The sequence below is a fragment of the Oscillospiraceae bacterium genome, from assembly GCA_025757685.1.
Taxonomy (GTDB): Bacteria; Bacillota; Clostridia; order Oscillospirales; family Acutalibacteraceae; genus CAG-217.
The window spans coordinates 728,159-747,942 of sequence record CP107220.1 but is presented as its reverse complement, the minus strand read 5'-3'; the positions used below and the strand labels follow the sequence as shown (position 1 = coordinate 747,942).

General features: G+C 52.3%; 22 protein-coding genes and 1 other annotated feature. Of the genes, 4 read left to right on the top strand and 18 right to left on the bottom strand.

What is annotated here, in order from left to right; all coding sequences use genetic code 11:
* Positions 1 to 14: 14 nt before the first annotated feature.
* The 6 genes from cysS to recA form a co-directional block, all read right to left on the bottom strand.
* A complete protein-coding gene (cysS, locus tag OGM59_03350; GenBank protein UYI91514.1) occupies positions 15 to 1,409 on the bottom strand; it encodes a cysteine--tRNA ligase in 1,395 nt (464 codons plus the stop codon).
* Positions 1,406 to 2,047, bottom strand: coding sequence for a serine O-acetyltransferase (cysE, locus tag OGM59_03345; protein ID UYI91513.1), 642 nt, complete (start codon positions 2,045 to 2,047; stop codon positions 1,406 to 1,408). Before cysE ends, cysS begins: the two co-directional genes overlap by 4 nt.
* Before the next feature lie 34 nt (positions 2,048 to 2,081).
* Positions 2,082 to 2,294: a binding site (T-box leader), on the bottom strand.
* Between the two features lie 46 nt (positions 2,295 to 2,340).
* Entirely contained in the window at positions 2,341 to 2,907 is a 567-nt protein-coding gene (pgsA, locus tag OGM59_03340; GenBank protein UYI91512.1) for a CDP-diacylglycerol--glycerol-3-phosphate 3-phosphatidyltransferase, read from the bottom strand.
* Positions 2,891 to 4,237 (bottom strand): 30S ribosomal protein S12 methylthiotransferase RimO, encoded by a 1,347-nt coding sequence (gene rimO, locus OGM59_03335; GenBank protein ID UYI91511.1) that lies wholly within the window; start codon positions 4,235 to 4,237, stop codon positions 2,891 to 2,893. Before rimO ends, pgsA begins: the two co-directional genes overlap by 17 nt.
* Entirely contained in the window at positions 4,221 to 4,832 is a 612-nt protein-coding gene (locus OGM59_03330) for a recombination regulator RecX (protein ID UYI91510.1), read from the bottom strand. Before OGM59_03330 ends, rimO begins: the two co-directional genes overlap by 17 nt.
* Entirely contained in the window at positions 4,832 to 6,010 is a 1,179-nt protein-coding gene (gene recA / locus OGM59_03325) for a recombinase RecA (GenBank protein UYI91509.1), read from the bottom strand. The genes OGM59_03330 and recA overlap by 1 nt, the downstream gene beginning before the upstream one ends.
* 181 nt (positions 6,011 to 6,191) lie before the next feature.
* Between recA and rpmB the strand changes: the two genes are divergently transcribed.
* Positions 6,192 to 6,377 (top strand): 50S ribosomal protein L28, encoded by a 186-nt coding sequence (gene rpmB, locus OGM59_03320; GenBank protein UYI91508.1) that lies wholly within the window; start codon positions 6,192 to 6,194, stop codon positions 6,375 to 6,377.
* Between the two features lie 98 nt (positions 6,378 to 6,475).
* On the opposite strand, the gene plsY is transcribed toward rpmB, so the two are convergent.
* The 7 genes from plsY to OGM59_03285 all read right to left on the bottom strand — a co-directional run bounded on the left by plsY (position 6,476) and on the right by OGM59_03285 (position 12,389).
* Complete coding sequence (plsY, locus tag OGM59_03315) at positions 6,476 to 7,108, bottom strand: glycerol-3-phosphate 1-O-acyltransferase PlsY (GenBank protein ID UYI91507.1); 633 nt, start codon at positions 7,106 to 7,108, stop codon at positions 6,476 to 6,478.
* Positions 7,105 to 8,433 carry a ribosome biogenesis GTPase Der gene (gene der, locus OGM59_03310; protein UYI91506.1) on the bottom strand — a complete coding sequence of 443 codons (1,329 nt, stop codon included), beginning with the start codon at positions 8,431 to 8,433 and terminating at the stop codon, positions 7,105 to 7,107. Before der ends, plsY begins: the two co-directional genes overlap by 4 nt.
* Before the next feature lie 99 nt (positions 8,434 to 8,532).
* Positions 8,533 to 8,718: a 50S ribosomal protein L32 gene (gene rpmF, locus OGM59_03305; protein UYI91505.1), complete on the bottom strand. Its 186-nt coding sequence runs from the start codon at positions 8,716 to 8,718 to the stop codon at positions 8,533 to 8,535.
* Between the two features lie 41 nt (positions 8,719 to 8,759).
* Positions 8,760 to 9,257, bottom strand: a complete 498-nt coding sequence (locus OGM59_03300) for a DUF177 domain-containing protein (protein UYI91504.1) — start codon at positions 9,255 to 9,257, stop codon at positions 8,760 to 8,762.
* Positions 9,258 to 9,378: 121 nt separating this feature from the next.
* The gene (locus OGM59_03295) at positions 9,379 to 9,795 is read right to left on the bottom strand and encodes a hypothetical protein (GenBank protein UYI91503.1); all 417 of its coding nucleotides are present in this window, start codon (positions 9,793 to 9,795) and stop codon (positions 9,379 to 9,381) included.
* 38 nt (positions 9,796 to 9,833) lie between these two features.
* The gene (locus tag OGM59_03290) at positions 9,834 to 11,180 is read right to left on the bottom strand and encodes a glucose-6-phosphate isomerase (GenBank protein ID UYI91751.1); all 1,347 of its coding nucleotides are present in this window, start codon (positions 11,178 to 11,180) and stop codon (positions 9,834 to 9,836) included.
* A 75-nt stretch (positions 11,181 to 11,255) separates the two neighbouring features.
* On the bottom strand, positions 11,256 to 12,389 hold the full coding sequence (locus OGM59_03285) for a D-alanyl-D-alanine carboxypeptidase (GenBank protein UYI91502.1): 1,134 nt from the start codon (positions 12,387 to 12,389) through the stop codon (positions 11,256 to 11,258).
* Positions 12,390 to 12,472: 83 nt separating this feature from the next.
* Here OGM59_03285 and mtaB point away from each other — a divergent pair, with 83 nt between their 5' ends.
* The gene (mtaB, locus tag OGM59_03280) at positions 12,473 to 13,759 is read left to right on the top strand and encodes a tRNA (N(6)-L-threonylcarbamoyladenosine(37)-C(2))-methylthiotransferase MtaB (GenBank protein ID UYI91501.1); all 1,287 of its coding nucleotides are present in this window, start codon (positions 12,473 to 12,475) and stop codon (positions 13,757 to 13,759) included.
* Here the strand turns inward: mtaB and OGM59_03275 are convergent.
* Positions 13,741 to 14,934, bottom strand: a complete 1,194-nt coding sequence (locus OGM59_03275) for a family 10 glycosylhydrolase (GenBank protein ID UYI91500.1) — start codon at positions 14,932 to 14,934, stop codon at positions 13,741 to 13,743. The genes mtaB and OGM59_03275 overlap by 19 nt on opposite strands.
* Positions 14,935 to 14,980: 46 nt before the next feature.
* Here OGM59_03275 and OGM59_03270 point away from each other — a divergent pair, with 46 nt between their 5' ends.
* The gene (locus OGM59_03270; protein ID UYI91499.1) at positions 14,981 to 15,286 is read left to right on the top strand and encodes a hypothetical protein; all 306 of its coding nucleotides are present in this window, start codon (positions 14,981 to 14,983) and stop codon (positions 15,284 to 15,286) included.
* Complete coding sequence (locus OGM59_03265) at positions 15,283 to 15,567, top strand: DUF1294 domain-containing protein (GenBank protein UYI91498.1); 285 nt, start codon at positions 15,283 to 15,285, stop codon at positions 15,565 to 15,567. Before OGM59_03270 ends, OGM59_03265 begins: the two co-directional genes overlap by 4 nt.
* Before the next feature lie 45 nt (positions 15,568 to 15,612).
* Here OGM59_03265 and spoIVA read toward each other — a convergent pair whose 3' ends face one another.
* The 4 genes from spoIVA to OGM59_03245 all read right to left on the bottom strand — a co-directional run bounded on the left by spoIVA (position 15,613) and on the right by OGM59_03245 (position 19,772).
* Positions 15,613 to 17,088, bottom strand: a complete 1,476-nt coding sequence (gene spoIVA / locus OGM59_03260; GenBank protein UYI91497.1) for a stage IV sporulation protein A — start codon at positions 17,086 to 17,088, stop codon at positions 15,613 to 15,615.
* 4 nt (positions 17,089 to 17,092) lie between these two features.
* The gene (locus OGM59_03255) at positions 17,093 to 18,586 is read right to left on the bottom strand and encodes a DUF3794 domain-containing protein (protein UYI91496.1); all 1,494 of its coding nucleotides are present in this window, start codon (positions 18,584 to 18,586) and stop codon (positions 17,093 to 17,095) included.
* 123 nt (positions 18,587 to 18,709) lie between these two features.
* Positions 18,710 to 19,309 (bottom strand): zinc-ribbon domain-containing protein, encoded by a 600-nt coding sequence (locus OGM59_03250; protein UYI91495.1) that lies wholly within the window; start codon positions 19,307 to 19,309, stop codon positions 18,710 to 18,712.
* Between the two features lie 22 nt (positions 19,310 to 19,331).
* The gene (locus OGM59_03245; protein UYI91494.1) at positions 19,332 to 19,772 is read right to left on the bottom strand and encodes a zinc-ribbon domain-containing protein; all 441 of its coding nucleotides are present in this window, start codon (positions 19,770 to 19,772) and stop codon (positions 19,332 to 19,334) included.
* Positions 19,773 to 19,784 lie beyond the last annotated feature (12 nt).

The following is a 19,784-nucleotide window of genomic DNA, read 5'->3' as shown; positions in this document are numbered from 1 at the left end:
TCTTTTATGCGATTTTACGCCTTGGTCCAGGTAACGCCCTGAGGGGTGTCTTTTAAGAGAATACCCCGCTCTTTCAGTTCGTCCCGAATACGGTCCGCGGTGGCAAAGTCCTTATTCTTCCGGGCTTTCTGCCGCTGAGCGATCAGCGACTCGATCTCTGCGTCCACATCGTTGGACTTACGATTATAGAGAATACCCAACACGCCGCACAGCTCGTCAAACAGATCGGCTGCCGCTTGGCACACGGCGGGAGAAACGGTCTTGTCCAAAATACGGGTGTTAATGTCATACACCAGCTCAAACACAGCGGAAATACCGTCTGCAGTATTCAAATCATCATCCATGGCGGTAATAAACGCATCTCGATGAGCGGCAATATCCGCCAGCAGCTGCGGATCGTCCGGGGTATCGACAGAAGCGTTTTTCAGGGCAAAGTCCAGACTGTCCCGGCAAGTGTACAGCCGCTCCAAAGCAGACTTGCACTGCTCAATGATCTCCAAATTATAGTTAATGGGCGTGCGGTAGTGGGCAGAGATCAAAAAGTAGCGGATCACCTCATAACCGTAGGCATCGGCAATCTCCCGCACAGTCTTAAAGTTACCCAGAGACTTGCTCATCTTCACATTGTCCACATTGATATAGCCGTTGTGCATCCAGTAGTTGGCAAAGGTGCAACCATTGGCGCACTCACTCTGGGCAATCTCATTTTCATGGTGGGGAAAGATCAGGTCCTGACCGCCGCAGTGCAGGTCAATGGTGGGACCTAAGTACCGGCGGTTCATCGCTGAGCACTCAATATGCCAGCCGGGTCTGCCCTGCCCCCAGGGAGACTCCCAGTACGGCTCGCCCGGCTTGGCTGCTTTCCACAGCGCAAAGTCCAGCGGATCCTCTTTTTGCTCGCCTACGGCAATGCGAGCGCCGCTCTCCAGGTCTTCAATAGGCTGGTGAGACAGCTTGCCGTAACCCTGGTCCTTGCGGGTACGGAAATACACATCGCCGTTGACTGCGTAGGCGTAGCCTTTTTCCTCTAAGGTGCGGATAATATCAATGATCTCGTCAATGTTTTCCGTGGCTCTGGGGTGCACGGAAGCCTCCCGCACATTGAGGCCCTTGGCGTCCGTCCAAAACTCCTTAATATAAGTCTCGGAGATCTCCTGATAGGTCTTGCCCTCCTCGTTGGCACGCTTAATGATCTTGTCGTCAATGTCCGTAAAATTCTGCACAAACTTAACGCCGTAGCCCCGATACTCCAGGTAGCGGCGCAGCACATCAAACACGCACAGCGGCCGAGCGTTGCCGATATGGATAAAATTATACACCGTAGGCCCGCAGGCATAAATTTTCACTTCCTGAGGGTCCATGGGTTTGAACACCTCTTTTTGTCTGGTCAGTGTGTTAAAAATCTTCATTTGATCTGCTCCTTTAATTTTTCAATCTCTGCCTGCAAGGCATTGATTTTGGCTTCATTCTGTTGAATGGCATTCATCACCGGATCCGGCAGATTGATCTGGTCCAGATCGTCTACCCGCTCGCCGTCAATGCGCACCACCTCGCCGGGCACGCCAACCACGGTACAATTGGGTTCCACATCCTTGACCACTACCGCGCCTGCGGCCACCTTGGCATTTCGGCCAATGGTAATGGGGCCCAACACCTTAGCACCGGAGCCGATCATCACGCCGTTCTCAATGGTGGGGTGGCGCTTGCCCAGGTCCTTGCCGGTACCACCCAGGGTCACCCCCTGGTAGATCATCACATCGTCGCCCACTTCCGTGGTCTCACCGATCACAATCCCATTGCCGTGGTCAATACACACCCGCCGACCGATCTTGGCGCCCGGATGAATCTCGATCCCGGTCTTATGCGCCGTGCGCTGGCTGATATAACGGGCGATAAACGGCATTTTGTGATTTAAGAACCACTGCGCCTTGCGGTGACTGCGCAGGGCCTTAAAACCCGGGTACAGCAACACGATCTCAATCGGAGAGCGGGCTGCCGGGTCGTGCTCCATAAAGCACTGAATATCCTCTTTATATCGTTCAAACATAGAAACCTCCAAAAAAATATGCCCCTGTCTATTTGACAGAGGCAATAAAACGATACTGCGGTTCCACTCTTGTTTATACTCAAGCTAACGCTTTGGCCGGTAACGGGGCAAACCGTTGCGGCATACTCATTTCCGCCGCACTGCTCCCGGGTGCATTTCGCTGCCGCTTAGCATACGCGCCTTTCAGCATTCGGCGCGCTCTCTTTCTGCCAGGGGTGCAGGTACTTCTCCCTTTCTGCGCATTTACATGTAGGTTATTATCATTATAGCAAAAAAATGCAATTTTGCAACACTTATTTTGTGCGGATCAGGTGCCAGCCGTCTTTGGCATAGACAATACCGGACAGCACCGTTACCACAGCCACTACCCAAAAGGCAATGGTGCAGTACACATTCAGCCAGGGTGTAGAGGTGGTAATATCCGCCGCGCCCTCACCGATGGCAAGCAGCAGATAGGTCAGACCGGTAGTGGACATTTGCAAGAAGGTCTTTGCCTTGCCAAACTGATTGGCAGCGATCACCTCGCCCTCCGCAGCGGCAGCCATCCGAATACCGGCTACCAAGAATTCCCGGGCCATCATCAGCATAATCACCAGCTCTGTGTGCCAGCCCATATTCACAAATACAAGGTAAGCAGCCAGCACTAATGACTTATCGGACAGCGGATCCATCAGTTTCCCGAAGTCCGTAACCAGTCCCTGCTTGCGGGCAATAATACCGTCTGCCTTATCGCTCATACAGGCGATAAAGTAGATCACCAGCGCCACGCTCCAGTGGTACGGAAATTGGATCAAAGACGCCGCCAGCAAAAACGGAATGCAGGCAAAGCGAAATACAGTGATTTTATTGGGCAGGTTCATCTACATACTCTCCTAACAGGTCATATTCTTCCGTGCCGGTTACACGCACCTGCACAAAGCTGCCGGTCTCCAGCGGCACAGCGGAATGGATCCAAATGTTGCTGTCGATCTCCGGCGAGTCAAAATAGCACCGTCCGGCGTAGGTGTTCTCCTTACTGTCCGGGCCGTCGATCACGGCGGTGTAGGTCTCCCCTACCCGGCGCGGGTTCACTGCAGCGGTCACATCAAACTGCACATCCATCAGCGCGTCCGCCCGGGCGGTCTTTTCCTCCTCCGGCACTTGGTTCGGAAATTCGGCAGCGGGGGTGTCCTCCTCAGGGCTGTACGCAAAGCAGCCCATTTTGTCAAATTCCATTTCCTTTACAAACCGACACAGTTCTTCAAACTGTGCCTGGGTCTCACCGGGGAAGCCTACCATAAAGGTGGTACGCAGCGCCAAACCGGGAATACGCCGGCGCATATTGGAAATCAGCTGCCGCAAGGAGTCATAATTGCCATAGCGGTTCATGGCGCGCAGCACATCGCCGTTGCAATGCTGCAAGGGAATATCAATATAGGGGCAAATTTTGTTCTCATTGGCGATTACATCGATCAGTTCATCGGTGATCCGATCCGGGTAGCAATAGTACAGCCGAATCCAGCGGATCCCGTCAATCTGTACCAGCCGACGCAGCAGCTCTGCCAGGCAATACTTGCCGTACAGATCCTTGCCATACAGGGTGGTATCCTGGGCAATTAAGATCAATTCCTTGACTCCCCGCTTGGCCAGGCTCTCCGCCTCCATCACCACGCTCTCCATAGGACGAGAGCGGAACGGTCCGCGAATACCGGGAATGGCGCAATAGGAGCAGCAGTTTGAGCAGCCGTCACTGATCTTCAAATAAGCCCAGTGAGCGGGCGTGGAAAGCATTCTTTCACCCTCCAAAGGCAGCAACTCTTTGCAAGGAAAAAAGTTAGTCTGAACGCCACACAGCGCCTTTTGGCACACCTTAACAATATCCGCATTGGCACCGATACCAATGACAGCGTCCACCTCCGGAATCTCCTCCATCACCTGGTCCTGGTAGCGCTCAGCCAGGCAGCCTGTGACCACAATGGCAGAGATCACGCCGGCGGCCTTATACTGGGCCACCTCCAAGATGGTCTCAATGGCCTCTCGCTTAGCGTCCTCAATAAAGCCACAGGTGTTAACGATCATCAAGTCGCTGTCTTCCATGCGCTGCACGATTTGAAATCCGTTTTCACTTAATTTTTCTAATAACAATTCGCCGTCGACCTGGTTCTTTGGGCAGCCCAATGAGATCATGCCGACTTTATAAGTATTCTTCATCTTCCAGTTGTTCCAAGGCGGCCTGAATATCGTGATAGCCGAACCCGCGCCGTGCCAGCGCAGCCATCACCTTTTGCCGTCCGTCTTCTTGCTGTAATTTTCTGCTGTATTTGCGCAGGATCAAGTCCTTTGCAGTTTGCACATTGTCCGGCGCCTGCTCTGCAAGGGCACGGTCAATAATCTCACGGTCAATCCCCCGCTTTTGGCACTCCTGCCGTGCGTGGTATGCCGAGCATTTTTTATCCTCAATCAGGTGGCGCACCAGTCGTCGCGCATATTTCTCGTCGTCCAGATAACCGGCATCCAGCATTTGTGCCACCGCTTTGTCCGCAGCGTCCGAGTCTGCGGTGCGCAATAGTTTGTCCCGCAGTTCCTTAGCGGAATGATCCCGGTGAGACAGCAGCTCCACTGCTTTGTTCAGCGCCTTGCGCTCGTTGATCTGCTGCACCAAAAGCTGCCAGTCGTCCTCGCTGATCTCCGTACCATCCGGCAGGTAATGCTCTGCCCAAAAGGTGGTGCTGGTGGTGATTTGGTATTCATCATCCAACAGCAGGTGCACCTTGGTGCCTCGCCCGAGTTGATGGGTCAGGCGCATTACTCGTCGTCATCCTCTACGGCAATGTCCAACTTGGCGCGGGCTGCCGCACGGGTCTGGCGGGCAGCGTTCTCCTCTGCCGGTTCCGGCTCCGTATCCGCCTTGGGTGCTGCTTTCGGCTGATATTTTTTGTCAGAAGCAGCCTGCACCTCGGCGATCTTTTCTTTAATCTCCTGCTCCAGCTGGGCCGCAAACGCCGGCTCGTCCTTGATCAGCTGCTTTACATTGTCACGACCCTGTCCAAGTCGGCGATCACCGTAAGAGAACCAGGAGCCGCCTTTCTTGATTACGCCGTACTCTACGCCCAGATCCAGGATCTCGCCCTCTTTGCTGATGCCGGTGCCGTACATAATATCAAACTCCGCACAACGGAACGGCGGAGCCACCTTGTTCTTTACAATCTTCACTTTCGTGCGAGAACCAATGAACTGATTGTCGGAATTCTTCAGCTGCTCGCCCTTACGCACATCAATACGCATAGAGGCGTAGAACTTCAGTGCTCGACCGCCGGTGGTCACCTCCGGGTTGCCGTACACCACACCCACCTTCTCACGCAACTGGTTGATAAAAATGATCAGGGTGTTGGATTTGTTGATTGCACCGGCCAATTTACGCATCGCCTGGCTCATCAGACGGGCGTGCAAGCCCACATGGGAGTCGCCCATATCGTCGTCAATTTCCGTTCTGGGCACCAGTGCCGCCACAGAGTCCACAACAATAATGTCAATGGCACCGGAGCGTGCCAACTGCTCGGCAATCTCCAGCGCTTGCTCACCGTAGTCCGGCTGGGCTACCAAAAGAGAGTCCACATCCACGCCCAGGTTAGCGGCATAAATAGGATCCAGCGCATGCTCCGCATCAATAAACGCAGCCTGGCCGCCGGCCTTTTGCGCCTCTGCCACACAGTGAAGCGCCAGGGTGGTCTTACCACTGGACTCCGGGCCGTAGATCTCTACGATACGGCCCTTGGGCAGGCCGTTAATACCGGTGGCAATGTCCAAGGACAGAGAGCCGGTGGAGATAGCAGCCACATTCAGGTGCTTGTTCTCACCCAGGCGCATAATGGCACCTGCGCCGTACTGCTTTTCAATTTGCTTGAGCGCATTTTCCAGCGCCGTCTGCTTGTCTGTTGCTTTGTCGGTTTTGTCCAGTTTCTTACTTTTTTTATCCGCAGCCATATGTATTCCTCCGTCAAAATCATCTCTCTTATTATATTATATATAAAAAATAAAATCAACATTTAGTTTTTGCTGACCGTAAAATCGGTCTTTTTTGAAAATTTAGGCAAAAAGTGCTTGCATTTTGCAGGGATATGTGCTATTATAGCGGCGTTGTAATTTAGTAAGGAGGTGTTCGCACATGGCAAAATGTGAATACTGCGGGAAAGAAATGTCCTTTGGCATCAAGGTTTCTCATTCACACAGACGGTCCAACAGAACCTGGAAACCCAACATTAAGAAAGTTAAGGCTATTGTAAACGGCTCTCCGAAAAGAGTTTATGTTTGCACCAGATGTCTTCGTTCCGGTAAGGTCGAAAGAGCGTAATGAGATAAAACCGCTGCACTGTTCAGCGGTTTCTTTTTTTACTCTGCTACAAAAGCGCAGCTGACACACAATTGTGTCAGCTGCGCTTTTTCTTTTACTTATTCTTTTTTATTTTTACTGCCAACGGTAATCTTGCTTTCCGTACCGTTTAATATCCGCTTGATGTTCTCCCGGTGGGCAACCAGCACAATGGCCGCAAACACCACGGAGATCAGCGTAATGGGAACGGACTTATAAAACAGACCCATCAGCACCGGGTACAGGATTGCCATTAAGATGGAACCCAGCGATACCCATTTGGTAATTAGGACGGCCACAAAAAACACCGCCAGCAGGATCAGGGCGATCCGCCAGTCGATCATAAACACCATACCGCCGCAGGTAGCCACACCCTTGCCGCCCTTAAACCGGAAAAAGCAAGGAAAGATATGACCCAGCACGCAGAACAGCCCGGCAAAGGACTTGATGAAAATCGGCTGCTGCGCATATAGTTCATTCCCCACCAGCAGACGCACCAGCAAAATGGCCACAGCTACCTTAGCCATATCGCCTAAAATCGTTGCAACTGCCGGCAGTTTGCCGTAATTTCGCAGCATATTGGTAGAACCGGCGTTACCGCTGCCGTGGGTGCGCACATCTTCCTTTTGGAACTTGCGAGAAAGAATGATACCAAAATTCAGGCTTCCCAGTAAATAAGACAGAACCGCACCCAGGATCAGACGAAAAATCATTTTTTGCCCTCTCCCCTCTCGCGAATAATAAAGCGCACCGGCGTACCCTCCAGACCAAACACCTCACGGATTTGGTTCTCCAGATACCGCTGGTAAGAGAAATGGAACAGTTGGGCGTTGTTCACAAAAAACACAAAGGTTGGCGGGCACACAGACGCCTGGGTCATATAATAGATCTTCAGCCGCTTGCCCTTATCCGTAGGCGGCTGCACCCGGGCGGTGGCAGCGCCGAGAATTTCGTTCAATTTGCCGGTGGAAATGCGCATGGTGCTCTGAGCATACACATAAGCGATCTGCTCAAACAGGCGATCCACACGCTGGCCGGTCTTGGCAGAGATAAACACAAAGGGCGCAAACTTCATAAAGGCAAAGTCTACTGCCAGCTTCTCTTTATACTCCCGCATCGTATTGCCGTCTTTTTCCACAGCGTCCCACTTGTTAACCAACACAATACAGCCCTTGCCTTGGTCCAGAGCTATACCGGCCACCTTGGAGTCCTGCTCCGTGAAGCCTTCGGTAGCATCGATCATAATCACGCACACATTGGCTCGCTCCACAGCAGTACGGGCGCGGATAATGCTGTATTTTTCAATGGCGTCTGTCACCTTGCTCTTGCGCCGAATGCCTGCGGTGTCAATAAAGGTGAACTTGCCGTATTGATTTTCAATACGGGTGTCCGTAGCGTCCCGTGTGGTGCCTGCAATATCGGACACAATGGCTCGCTCCTGGCCGCTGATCCGGTTGATCAATGAGGACTTGCCCACATTGGGCTTGCCGATGACCGCCACCTTGATGGTATCGTCTTCCTCTTCCTCCTCACTCTCCGGTGGAAAGTAAGCGATCACCGCATCCAACAGATCGCCGGTGCCGTGACCGTGCACGGCCGATACAGCAATCGGGTCACCCATACCCAAATTATAAAATTCGTAGAACTCCGGATCCGGGGCACCGACACTGTCGCACTTATTGACGCACAGAATCACCGGCTTGCCGCTTTTTTGCAGCATATTGGCCACATCCTGATCGGTAGCCACCACGCCGCTGCGCAAATCCGTCACCAGCACAATCACATCCGCCGTGGCAATAGCAATGTTGGCCTGGGCGCGCATTTGAGAGAGGATCACATCATCCGCCCGCGGCTCAATACCGCCGGTATCCACCAGCAGAAAGCGGTGACCCAACCACTCACAGTCGCCGTAAATGCGGTCCCGGGTCACGCCGGGCTTGTCGTCCACAATGGACAGACGGGCGCCTACCAATTTATTAAAAAGTGTGGATTTGCCCACGTTGGGGCGGCCCACAATGGCAACAACAGGTCTCGCCATAACAGACCCTCCTTTCAAGCAAATAGCAAGAAAGGCGGACATAAGCCCCGCAGCCTGTTCGGCTGTGACCAAGTCCGCCTTTGTGTTGAAGTTTTTGGCTTACGCCTCGTCCTTGCTGACAACTGCCTTGCCGTTGTAGTAACCGCAGTTGGCGCACACTTTGTGCGGCACGGTGTAGCCGGCGCAGTTGGGGCACTTAACGAGAGTAGGCGCATTCAGCTTCCAAACGCTGGAACGTCTTTTGTTCTTTCTTGCCTTTGAAGTTTTTCTCTTAGGTACTGCCATTTGAATTGCCTCCTTTATAATCCTTGATGCAAAATAATCACTTAATCCAGCAGCTGCAAAAGGGCTTCCAATCTGGGATCCACATCCTTTTGGCAGTCGCAGGGTCCGTCATTCAAATTCTTGCCGCACTTGCAGCAAAGACCCTTACAGTCCGGCTTGCACAGCATTTTGGTGGGAAAGAACAATAATAGCTCTTCCCGCAAAAGGTCGCTGAGATCCAGCGCGCTGTCCTGTACCAAAACATATTCGTCGTCCGCATCCTCCCGGTTTTGGAGATCCTCTACCAAGATCTTGTGTAAGGACAACAACATGGGCTTTTGAATGGGCTCGGCGCAGCGGTCGCACACGCCGTCAAACACAAAGGACAGATCCAGATCTAAATAACATACATCCGCCTTTGCATACGCCTGTCCGGTCACGCGCACCGGCTGGCGCAGCGGGCAATACGAACCGTATTGCAAATCGTGGAAGTCCAGCTGCTCCTCAATGGCAATACGCTGTGTATCGCCGCCGAAAAGTGCCTTCAGGTCTAACTTCACAAAACCACCTCACGATCGCACTTTAAGTATTATATATACAAGACGCCGCTTTGTCAATAGTTATTTTTGCGGCGGAAAAAATAAAGAGCCTGAAAAAGGCTCTTTATTTGTGCATTTTTGCTTACAGCTCTTCGCAGTAGTCAAACACTTCCACCGGCAGATCCTCTTTGTCACAGCTGATGGTGAAGTAGAAATCCACATCCTGTGCCTCGCTCAACTCGGACAGCATATCAAAGAACTGTACCAGCTTCTGATACTCTCTGCCAACGATCTTAAAGGTGGCGTCGATCAAAATATCCGTCACGTCGTAGTTGCCGGCGCAGATACCGGCCAAAAAGCCGTAAAACGCCTTACAACCGCTGACACGGTATGTATCGGTCTCCAGCAGGCGAGCCTTAGAGGACACATCGTAAGTGAGCTTGGGCTCCTTTTCAATGCACACCACATTGCCGTCAGACTTCTCTACGCAGGTGTTCACCAGGTCAATGAGTTTTTTGGTTTTGCCTGAGCCTTTGTTGCCGATAATGAGCTTAATCATTTATTATTCCTCCAATAGGATTTATTTGCAACTCTATTTTAGCATAACCCCAACTGTTTTTCAAGGTTTTCTTTTTCACTTTCATAACCGGGTTTGCCAAGGAGTGCAAACATATTCTTTTTGTAGCTCTCTACGCCGGGCTGATTAAAGGGATTGACCCCCAGCATATAGCCGGAAACGGCGCATACTTTCTCAAAGAAATAGATCATATAGCCCATGTTTTCTGCGTCCAGGGCGTCGATTTCCAGAACGAAGTTGCCAACGCCGCCGGCGGTGTGGGCCAGCAGAGTGCCCTGGCGGGCCTTTTCATTCACATAACTCATTTCCTTACCGGCCAGGAAGTTCAAGCCGTCAATATTGCCTTCTTCCTCACCGATCATATAATCGCTCTGGGGGCGGGCAAACTGCATCACGGTCTCAAACATCAGCTTGCTGCCGCTTTCCTGGATATACTGACCTACGGAGTGCAGGTCGGTGGAAAACACGCAGGATACCGGGAACAGACCCTTGCCGTCCTTGCCCTCGCTCTCTGCAAACAGCTGCTTGAGCCATTCGTTGAACAGTGTCATTGCCGGCTCATAAGACACAAAGCACTCCAGACTCTTGCCCTTGTTGTAGAAGCAATTTCTGGCGGCGGCATATTTCAGCACATCATTTGTGTCTACCGTTTGGCCGCACAGAGTATCCTCTGCGGTCTTGGCCCCGGTCATCAAAGCATCAATATCAATACCGGCCACAGCGATGGGCAACAGACCCACGGCGGTGAGCACGCTGTAACGGCCGCCCACATTATCCGGCACCACAAAGGTCTCATAGCCCTCTGCATCTGCCAACGCCTTTAAGGTACCCTTAGACTGGTCGGTGGTGCAGAAAATGCGCTTTGCCGCCTCCTCTGCGCTGTACTTCTTGTTGACCATCTCCCGGAACACACGAAAAGCGATAGCCGGCTCCGTGGTGGTACCACTCTTGCTGATCACATTCACGCAAATATCCTTGCCCTCACAAAGAGCCACGGTTTCATTCAGCATCTCCGGGCTGATGGAGTTGCCGATAAAGAAGATCTGCGGGGTATCTTTAGCCAGCAGGTTGTAATTGGGGGACTTCAGTGCCTCAATCACAGCACGGGCGCCAAGATAAGAACCGCCGATACCGATCACGATCAGTACATCCGCATTCTTCTGAATGTAAGAAGCCGCCTTTTTAATGCGAGCAAACTCCTCTTTGTCATAATCGGTGGGCAGATGTACCCAACCCAAAAAGTCGTTACCGGCACCGGTACCGTCCATCAGGGTCTTTTGCGCAGCCGCAGCCTGGGGCTCCAGCGCCTGAATATCCGCCTTGCTGACAAAAGTTTCAGCAAAATTACTGTTAAATTTAACTGCCATCATTTTATCTCCATTCTTCTTGGAATTTCAAATCCTCATTTTACAACAACAAGGCAGATTTTTCAACACTTATTTTCAAAATGTCCTTAAAAAGCGGACAAAAACCGACCAAAAGGCGGTTTTGTCGATATTTATCCCGGCATACACCGGCAGTTCCGCCACCATTTTTCCGTCCAGTTTGACTTTCACGGTGCCCACTCTGGTGTTCTTGCGCACAGGCGCATCCACCGTCCTTTTTAACTTATATTCATAAGTGGGATCACCGCTGCCTTTGGCACAAAGCAACTGCTGTTTTGCAGGCACGGCAGGGTTCAGGATCTTTTGGACGCCGTTTTTCACGGTAATTTGGGTAATTTTCTTCGGGTCTGCCGCCAGGGTCACCAGGCGATAATCCGCAAAGCCGCTGTCCAGCAGAGCCGTAGCAGCGGAAAAGCGCTGCTCGCTGGTCTTGGCGCCCAGCACCACGGCGATCAGCTGCATACCGTCCCGCCGGGCAGTCGCGCACAGGCAAAAACCCGCCTTCTCTGTGGTGCCGGTTTTCAGCCCGGTAATGCCGTCATAAGTGTTAACCAATTTATTGGTATTATTCAGTTCCGTTTTGCCGTCCCGCAGACTGTCGAGCCACACGGTAGTATACTTGGTGATCCAGTTGTGGCGCAGCACTTCCCGGGCAATCACTGCCAGATCGTAAGCAGAAGAAAAATGATTTTTGGCCGTATCATCCAGCCCTGTGCAGTTCTCAAAATGGGTATCTTGTAGCCCCAATTCCTTGGCACGGGCATTCATACACTGCACAAAGGCGCCGTCCGACCCGGCTACGAACTCTGCCAGCGCCGTACAGGCATCATTGGCGGAAGCGATCACCACCGCCTTCAGCAGTTCCTCCACTGTCATCTGCTCCCCCACTTCCAACCAGATTTGGGAGCCGCCCTTGGAGGCTGCGTTGGCACTGCCGGTGACTGTATCCGTCAGTTTAATCTTGCCGGTGTCCAAGGCTTCCGCCACCAGCAGCATGGTCATCAGCTTAGTGACCGACGCCGGGGAGCGCCTGTCGTGGGCATTCTTCTCAAAGAGCACAGCCCCTGTATCTGCGCTCACCAGCACGGCACTTGGTGCCTCTACCGTCTTTTCATCCACAGCGGCAAAGCAGGGCGCAGGCACCGCCAACGCCAGCATCAAAGCCAGCAAAAATGTTCCGATTCTTTTCATCAAACCACCTCATTGTTTGCGCTAAAAATCTTGCTCCCCCACCGGCTTTATGCTATAATGTCGTGGATTGGAGCGTAATAGATATGAAAGCTGCTTTTTACACCCTTGGCTGCAAAGTCAACCAGTATGAAAGTGAATATATGGCCGAGCTGCTGCGCAGCGCCGGTTTTGAGATTGTGTCCCCGGATCAGGAAGCGGACTACTACATCGTCAACTCTTGTACGGTAACCGCCACTGCGGACCAAAAGACCCGCCAAAGCGTGCGCCGCTTTAAGCGCCGTCACCCGGGCGCAACGGTGATTCTCACCGGCTGTATGCCCCAGGCGTTCCCGGAGGAAGCCAAAGCCCAGCTGGACGCAGACATTGTATTCTCTAACAAGAGCGACGGTGATATTTTTTCCATCATCAACCGGTATCATACAGAAAAAAGCCGCATTGTGGACATTAATGCCCACCAAACCGGCGACCCCTTTGCCCCCTGCGCCATCAGCGGCTTTGGGCAGCGCGTGCGCGCCTTTGTAAAAATTGAGGACGGCTGTGACCGGTTTTGCTCCTACTGTATTATCCCCAAATCCAGGGGGCGTGTGCGCTCCAAGGCGCCGGCGGACCTGGAAAAAGAAGTACAGGACCTGGCTGCCCACGGCATTAAAGAGATCGTACTGGTGGGCATCAACCTGTCCGCCTACGGCAAGGGGCAGGACTTTGACCTGCTGGACGCGGTTGCCATTTGCGACCGCACCCCCGGCATTGCCCGGGTGCGCCTGGGCTCTTTGGAGCCGGACCACATCACCGACCGCATGATTGTCGGGCTGGCAAAGATAGAAAAATTCTGTCCCCAGTTCCACATCTCCCTGCAAAGCGGCTGCACCAAAACCTTAAAATCCATGAACCGCCACTACACGGCGGAAGAATATGCAGACCTGTGCCGCAAGCTGCGTGCCGCATTCCCGGGTGCCACTTTGACCACGGACATGATGACCGGCTTTCATGAAGAAACAGAAGCCGATTTTGAAGAGAGCCTGGCCTTTGCAAAGAAGATCGGGTTTGAAAAGGTACATGTATTTCCCTACTCTCAGCGAGAGGGCACAGCCGCCTCTAAACGGGGCGACAGCGTACCTCGGCAGGAGAAGGAACGCCGCGCAAAAAAGTTGATTGCAGAGACAGACAAGCTGCGTGAGGCCTATTTTGACGGTCTGGTGGGTCAAAAAGCGCAGGTGCTGGTGGAGCAGCAACAACCGAACGGTACCTACACCGGCTACACCCGCAATTATGTACCGGTGACCATCCACCGCCGGGATCTGCACATCGGCGATCTGGTGGATGTGACCATTACCGGAGTAGAAAACGCCGATCACTGCATAGCAGAGTAAAGGCCGCTGACCTCCTCCCCTACGCTGTCGTCGGATAGATAGCCGTAGGAGAACACATAAAAGCCCTTTACCGCCGGAATTTGGCGGATAAACTGAATTTGGCGAAAGATCATATTCTTATTTTCCCGGAATTCGCCTTTGCCCCGCCCGGCATAGGCGTCTGCCTTGCCGCATTTATACAGCGGCAGGCCGATATAAAGATCACAGGCGGTGACCAGATCCCGCCAGTCTTTTACCGTTTTCATAAACGGCAGGGTATCGTTAAGAAAGCCGAAGTACACCTGGGGACACAGATAATCGCAGTAACCCTTTTGGGTTGCCCAGGTCTCCACATCGGCGTACAAACTGTCCCGATCATTGGCAATACCCGCCGCCGGGCTGATGCCAAAAGTACAGCTTTGATTTTCTTCTTTCACAGCTTTATAAACAGCACGGATCAGGTCATTCACCCGGCTGCGCCGCCAGTCACCTAATGACAAGTTGCCGCCGTCTGCGCAGTAGACAGCATACTGCTTAGCGTCAATTTTCTTATCGGTATCCGGGTAAAAGTAATCATCAAAATGGATACCGTCTACCGGGTAGTTTTTCACAATTTCCCGCACGCCGGCCACAATGCGTTTTTGCACCGCTTTGGCCGCCGGGTTAAAGTAGATTTTTTGATTCACGATCACCACATTGCCGTTTTTCTCCTTATACCACTTTTTAGCAATGTTATCGTCGCTGAGTTTTTCGATCTTATCCTGCTGACTCACCCGGTAAGGGTTGAACCAGGCTTCGATTTTCAGTTGATTTTCGTGTGCCGCCTTGCACAGCAGTTCCAATGGGTCGTATTTTAGTTCCCCGCCCGCTTTGCCAAAGCAGTAGACGCTGACCGGAAAGTATTTGGACTGATAAAAGGCGTCTGCGCAGGGGTGCACCTGCACGGTGACCGCCGTAAAGCCCCGCCTTTGCAACTGAGCGAAAGCCTTTGATGCGGCGCTGTAAAAGTCGCCGCCGGTATCGTATTTGCCGGTAAAGGCCTGGAGCTCGTAGTAAGTGATCCACACGCTTCGCACGGTCAGTTCTCCGGCAGCCGCCGTGTCCGGCGCCGGTGTGGTCTCGATTTGCGCCGGTTTGTTCACCGTGCATCCGCACAGCAGTACCAGGCAGAAAAGAGAGAGGAATACTTTCTTCATACTTGACACTTTCTAAAAATATTGTAAAATAAGCATAGGTGATGTTATGGAATACAGATTAGGTACAGATAATCGCATTAAAGCCCGCGGCGAGACGGTGGAGCTCACCTGTCCCCAGTGCGGCAAAAAAGGGCATTTTGGCGTGTTTTCCAACTTTGAGCGCCGCATTGCCGTAAAGCTGCCGCTGCCCCTGGAATGCCAAACGGTATACTTTTTGGTGTGTCCCAACTGCGCCGCCGTCTTTGGTGTAGACGAGCAAAAGGGCGATGATTTCAAAAAGGGTTCTCCCCTGTCCATCGGCAACTTTGACCTAAAGGACTTAAAACCCTTTAAGCCGGAAAAGCAAGCGTGAGCCTGTACCAGTTCGCCCTGCTTTGGTTGGTGGGCACCAACCTGCTGGCCATCGTGCTGACCGTCAGCGACAAGGTCCGCGCCAAAAAAGGCAAATGGCGCGTACCGGAGGATACGCTGCTGTTCGTAGCGCTTTTAGGCGGCGCTGTAGGTGAGTACATTACCATGCGCCTGATCCGCCACAAGACCCGGCATAAGAAATTCATGATCACCCTGCCGGTATTCATTCTGCTGCAAGCAGCGCTGGCCTTGGTGCTGGAAGCCAAATTTTATTTTTATTGATGGTAAAAACGGAGCCAAACGGCTCCGTTTTTTTGTTTTTCTTTGTTAAAGAATAATACAGATCAGCCCGCTGCACCCCTCGTTGATCACCCGCTCGATGGTCTCTCTGAACTTGTTGCGGGCGTCCTCCGGCATACGGTAAAGCTTGTTATTCAGCCCCTCGTTCACCAGATCCAACAGCGGCTTGCCAAACAAATTGGTGTTCCAAATAGCTGCCGGGTCCTGTTCAAACTCTTTGAGCAGGTACATGACCAACTCCTGAGACTGGCTTTCGCTGCCCACAATGGGTGCTACTTCTGTGTACGTATTGCAGCGGATCATATGAATGGAAGGCGCCTGTGCCCGAAGCTTTACACCGTAGCGGCCACCCTGTTTCATAATTTCCGGTTCATCCAGATGCATCTCATCCATAGCGGGCATTACAATACCGTATCCGCTATTCTCCACATCCGCCAGCGCCTGCTCAAACCGTGCAAACCGCTGCTTGACGGTCACCAGCTGCAAGATCTGCTCCATCAACTGGCGTTCGTTGGCAATGGTCAGGCCGCATTTCTCAGACAATACCTGATAAAAGTAACTGTGGTCCACCTGCACATCCAGCTGCACATCGCCGGTAGACAGATCCAGTCGCCGCACCTGTACGCTTTCAATCCTCGAGACCTTTGCCAAGGCGGCAATAAAAGACTTCACACTGTCAATGGTGGACAAACTGTGGCAGTCCTGTTGTACCGCAGCGAACAGCTCCGTTTTCCAAGGATCCTGATCGTCCAGGCACTTGATCCACCCGGGCATCAGCAGTTGCACGGAGCTGATGGGAAATTCATACAGCACCTTTTGCAGCACCGCATGGAATGCCTCGGCGTCCATTTCCATGCAATTCTCTGCCAACACCGGCACGCCGTATTTCTCCGTTAGTTCTGCTGCCAAAGCGACCGTTCCCGAGGCTGTGGGCGTCTCCGAATTGAGCAGCACCACAAAGGGCTTGCCGTAGGATTTCAGCTCCTCGATCACCCGTTCCTCTGCCTCTTCATACTCCGCTCTGGGAATAGAAGTAATGGTGCCGTCCGTCGTAACGACCAAACCAATGGTGGAGTGCTCGGTAATCACTTTTTTCGTGCCGATCTCCGCCGCCATGTTAAAAGGTATTTCTTCCTCATACCAGGGCGTGCGCACCATCCGGGGCTGCTCCTCCTCAATATAGCCCACGGCACTGGGCACAATGTAGCCTACGCAGTCCACAAGTCGCACACGGAAGGAAGTGTGATCCGTCAAATGCAGGGTCACCGCTTCCTCCGGCACGAATTTTGGCTCCGTGGTCATAATGGTACGCCCGGCAGCGGACTGGGGTAATTCGTCCGTGGCCCGTTCCCGCTGGTACTCTCCGTCAATATTGGGGATCACCATGGTGTCCATAAACCGCTTGATAAAAGTGGATTTGCCTGTGCGCACCGGTCCCACCACGCCGATATAAATATCACCCTGCGTTCGGAGAGCGATATCGCTGTAAATCTGTTGATTCATATGCTCACACTCCCGGAATCAAAAGAATGGTTTGTTGGCGAAGTACATCTTCTGTCAGTTGATTTTCCTGCTGAATCAGCTCGGTGCGGGAGCGGAATTTTTTGGCAATGTCCCACAGGCTCTCATCCTTGGCGGCAAAGTACAGTGTCAGCACCGGTGACTCACCGGCAGTGCAGGGTTGCAGCTCCACATCGGTCACCGTCTGCATCTCCGCCTGGGTGTACAGGCAAGCACTGTACTCTATATTCACCCGCAGTTCAATACGGTTAGCCGACTGTAAGATATAATCAAAGGATTGCAGCCCGGCGCCTACAAATCCGGCGCACTTGCCATCTGTCAACGCCAGTTGCAGCCGGGTCACGCCGTCCTTACAGCACAGATTGCCACTCACATCGTAGTAGGCCACACCGTAGCCCACCTCCACCAGCAGCAGGCCGTTTTGCACCCGTGCCTCCTGCATGGCAAGGGATAAATCCAGGATTTCGGCGATCTCCGTATCCTCAAAACTCAGGTCGGCGGACAATGTCTTGCTGTCATAGAAGAATTGCGGATCCCGCAGCAGCGGAACCGTGCCGGTCTGTACCCGGGCGTCATAGGCAATGGCATAGGCATCTGTCACCAGTTGGGTATCGCTGACCAGGGCGGCCGTGTAGGACACACAAAAGGCTCCGGCGATCTCCAATCGGCGCAAGTCGTTATTTTCGTCCGGTACCGGCTTTACAAACAGAGAACCGATCTTCACTTGTGCAAAGGCATGGCTGTCCTCGGTCATACCGGCCACATCCACGATTTTACTGCTGTGCACGGTAAAGCAGCATTTCTCCGTGTTATGTTCTGTGTTTTCATATACCACGCACAACTCAGCTCGGCACTTCACCAGCATTTTGCCGGCAATAGTGCGCACCTCGTCAATCACCGCAAAGGCACCGGTGTGGATCAACACAGAGATATTGGTGTTGTGCTGGCCGATGGCGAACTTCTCATCAAAGTCGCAGGAGAACAGTCCGGCGTCCAGCACCTCCAGGCACTGGGCGTCTGCTTGGCGCAAAATGGCACCACAACAGTCAGTCAGCTGGCTCTGTTCCATATAGGCAAAGACCTCTGTGTGGACTTGCAGCCCGGAGTGCACCTCTAACTTGCGCTGATTGATCAGCCGATAGTTGGTAAAGTCCGTACAAGTGTGCACCTGGGCAAAGGCAAAGGCGTCCGTCACCGGTGCGTCAATGTTTTTAATGAACCGCTCCTCAAATGCGGCGGACAAACAGCACCCGGAAGTGGAGATATACACCAATGAAATGCGGCTGCGTCCGGTCACCCTTAAGCTGCCGGAGGCATATTCATAGTCCGTCACCGCATGGCTGCACACGCACCGTACCACCCGCTCCACATCTTCACAGTATTGGGGTAGACTCTCCTGGTATTCCACTTCAAACTTTGCTTCTCCCGTGCCCAAACAAACCGTGCGCTTGCTGTCGGCAAAGGTCTTTTCCGTTTCCATTGCAACATCTCCTTACAGTTACTGGTAATATCTATGCGCCCGCACCCCCGTCTATGCACACCAAAGAAAAATGTTACAACAGAGAAAACCCGCAGCACCTTTTCAGGTCCCGCGGGTTTTATTTTAGTACGATGATAGAAAGCCTGTCGCCTTTACAATTTTTTCTGTCTCCGACCGATAGTGACCGGCAATGTAGTTCTCCCGATCATACGGCTGAACCGCTTGGAGTTTTTCTCCTGTTTTTCTGCCTTCGATCGTGTCAATGTTTCCTGCCGCGTCTATTTTGACGATTAACTGGGTGTTTGCATCATCTTCAATGGTAATGCAAAATCGCTTTAACCCGGTACGCACAATGCTGTACCCACACTCTTGCGATTGGGTATCGTCCATTTCTTTGGCAACGGTCACTTCACGCACACTGCCATTCTGTGGATTTTCCTCATCTTGCTTATAGAAATCATAGACCATATCCACAGATTTTCCATTGCGAGTGCAAAACGCCGTAGAGATCACGCGCTCTGAAACTCTGGCGCCGGTTTTTTGGAACCATATGCCACACCCGATCACCAATACAAGTATAAGAACAGCACACACTGCACCTTTTATCCGCTTGTTGAATTTTGCCTTGCGGGCATTTTCCTGCATTCTAACAGATGAATAACCGCAATGCAAACAAGTTGTTGTCTCAGGCAAAATATACTTACCGCAATTAGGACAATACATTTTTGTACTCCAAACACTTCAATTACTTATCGGATTCTAAACAGACAACCAGCTTTCCAAGGAAGAAAAAGAATGCCAATACACCAATCGCAATCAGTACATAGGCAAAACCATTCTGCACCGCAATGGCTGTATCTGCGGCTGCATTTTGAATGCCGGTAAACGCATCTCCACCGTATGTAATATGTTCCACCGTAATACCGCCGATTTTGCCAGACTTCAGCACAAATCCGAATATTATCGTGATCACACTTGCCAGCACCCCCATAAAATGGCAGCCACTCTCCGGCGTCTTAAACGACCGATCTTCTGGCGTGTTTTTCGTCGAATTCGACTCCGACACGGCTGGTGGTTCCGTCTGTGACTGCTCTTGGCTCGGCGCCGTCTCTACGACGGGCGCACCACATTTGGCACATACTTTTTCATTTTCCTGCAACTCATTTCCGCATTTTTCACAAAACATTTTGTTATTCCT

Excerpts from the sequence above, each read along its gene's own strand:
- cysS (UYI91514.1), bottom strand. The coding sequence starts at position 1,409 with ATGAAGATTTTTAACACACTGACCAGACAAAAAGAGGTGTTCAAACCC.
- cysE (UYI91513.1), bottom strand. The coding sequence starts at position 2,047 with ATGTTTGAACGATATAAAGAGGATATTCAGTGCTTTATGGAGCACGAC.
- pgsA (UYI91512.1), bottom strand. The coding sequence starts at position 2,907 with ATGAACCTGCCCAATAAAATCACTGTATTTCGCTTTGCCTGCATTCCG.
- rimO (UYI91511.1), bottom strand. The coding sequence starts at position 4,237 with ATGAAGAATACTTATAAAGTCGGCATGATCTCATTGGGCTGCCCAAAG.
- OGM59_03330 (UYI91510.1), bottom strand. The coding sequence starts at position 4,832 with ATGCGCCTGACCCATCAACTCGGGCGAGGCACCAAGGTGCACCTGCTG.
- recA (UYI91509.1), bottom strand. The coding sequence starts at position 6,010 with ATGGCTGCGGATAAAAAAAGTAAGAAACTGGACAAAACCGACAAAGCA.
- rpmB (UYI91508.1), top strand. The coding sequence starts at position 6,192 with ATGGCAAAATGTGAATACTGCGGGAAAGAAATGTCCTTTGGCATCAAG.
- plsY (UYI91507.1), bottom strand. The coding sequence starts at position 7,108 with ATGATTTTTCGTCTGATCCTGGGTGCGGTTCTGTCTTATTTACTGGGA.
- der (UYI91506.1), bottom strand. The coding sequence starts at position 8,433 with ATGGCGAGACCTGTTGTTGCCATTGTGGGCCGCCCCAACGTGGGCAAA.
- rpmF (UYI91505.1), bottom strand. The coding sequence starts at position 8,718 with ATGGCAGTACCTAAGAGAAAAACTTCAAAGGCAAGAAAGAACAAAAGA.
- OGM59_03295 (UYI91503.1), bottom strand. The coding sequence starts at position 9,795 with ATGATTAAGCTCATTATCGGCAACAAAGGCTCAGGCAAAACCAAAAAA.
- OGM59_03290 (UYI91751.1), bottom strand. The coding sequence starts at position 11,180 with ATGGCAGTTAAATTTAACAGTAATTTTGCTGAAACTTTTGTCAGCAAG.
- OGM59_03285 (UYI91502.1), bottom strand. The coding sequence starts at position 12,389 with ATGAAAAGAATCGGAACATTTTTGCTGGCTTTGATGCTGGCGTTGGCG.
- mtaB (UYI91501.1), top strand. The coding sequence starts at position 12,473 with ATGAAAGCTGCTTTTTACACCCTTGGCTGCAAAGTCAACCAGTATGAA.
- OGM59_03275 (UYI91500.1), bottom strand. The coding sequence starts at position 14,934 with ATGAAGAAAGTATTCCTCTCTCTTTTCTGCCTGGTACTGCTGTGCGGA.
- OGM59_03270 (UYI91499.1), top strand. The coding sequence starts at position 14,981 with ATGGAATACAGATTAGGTACAGATAATCGCATTAAAGCCCGCGGCGAG.
- spoIVA (UYI91497.1), bottom strand. The coding sequence starts at position 17,088 with ATGAATCAACAGATTTACAGCGATATCGCTCTCCGAACGCAGGGTGAT.
- OGM59_03255 (UYI91496.1), bottom strand. The coding sequence starts at position 18,586 with ATGGAAACGGAAAAGACCTTTGCCGACAGCAAGCGCACGGTTTGTTTG.
- OGM59_03250 (UYI91495.1), bottom strand. The coding sequence starts at position 19,309 with ATGTATTGTCCTAATTGCGGTAAGTATATTTTGCCTGAGACAACAACT.
- OGM59_03245 (UYI91494.1), bottom strand. The coding sequence starts at position 19,772 with ATGTTTTGTGAAAAATGCGGAAATGAGTTGCAGGAAAATGAAAAAGTA.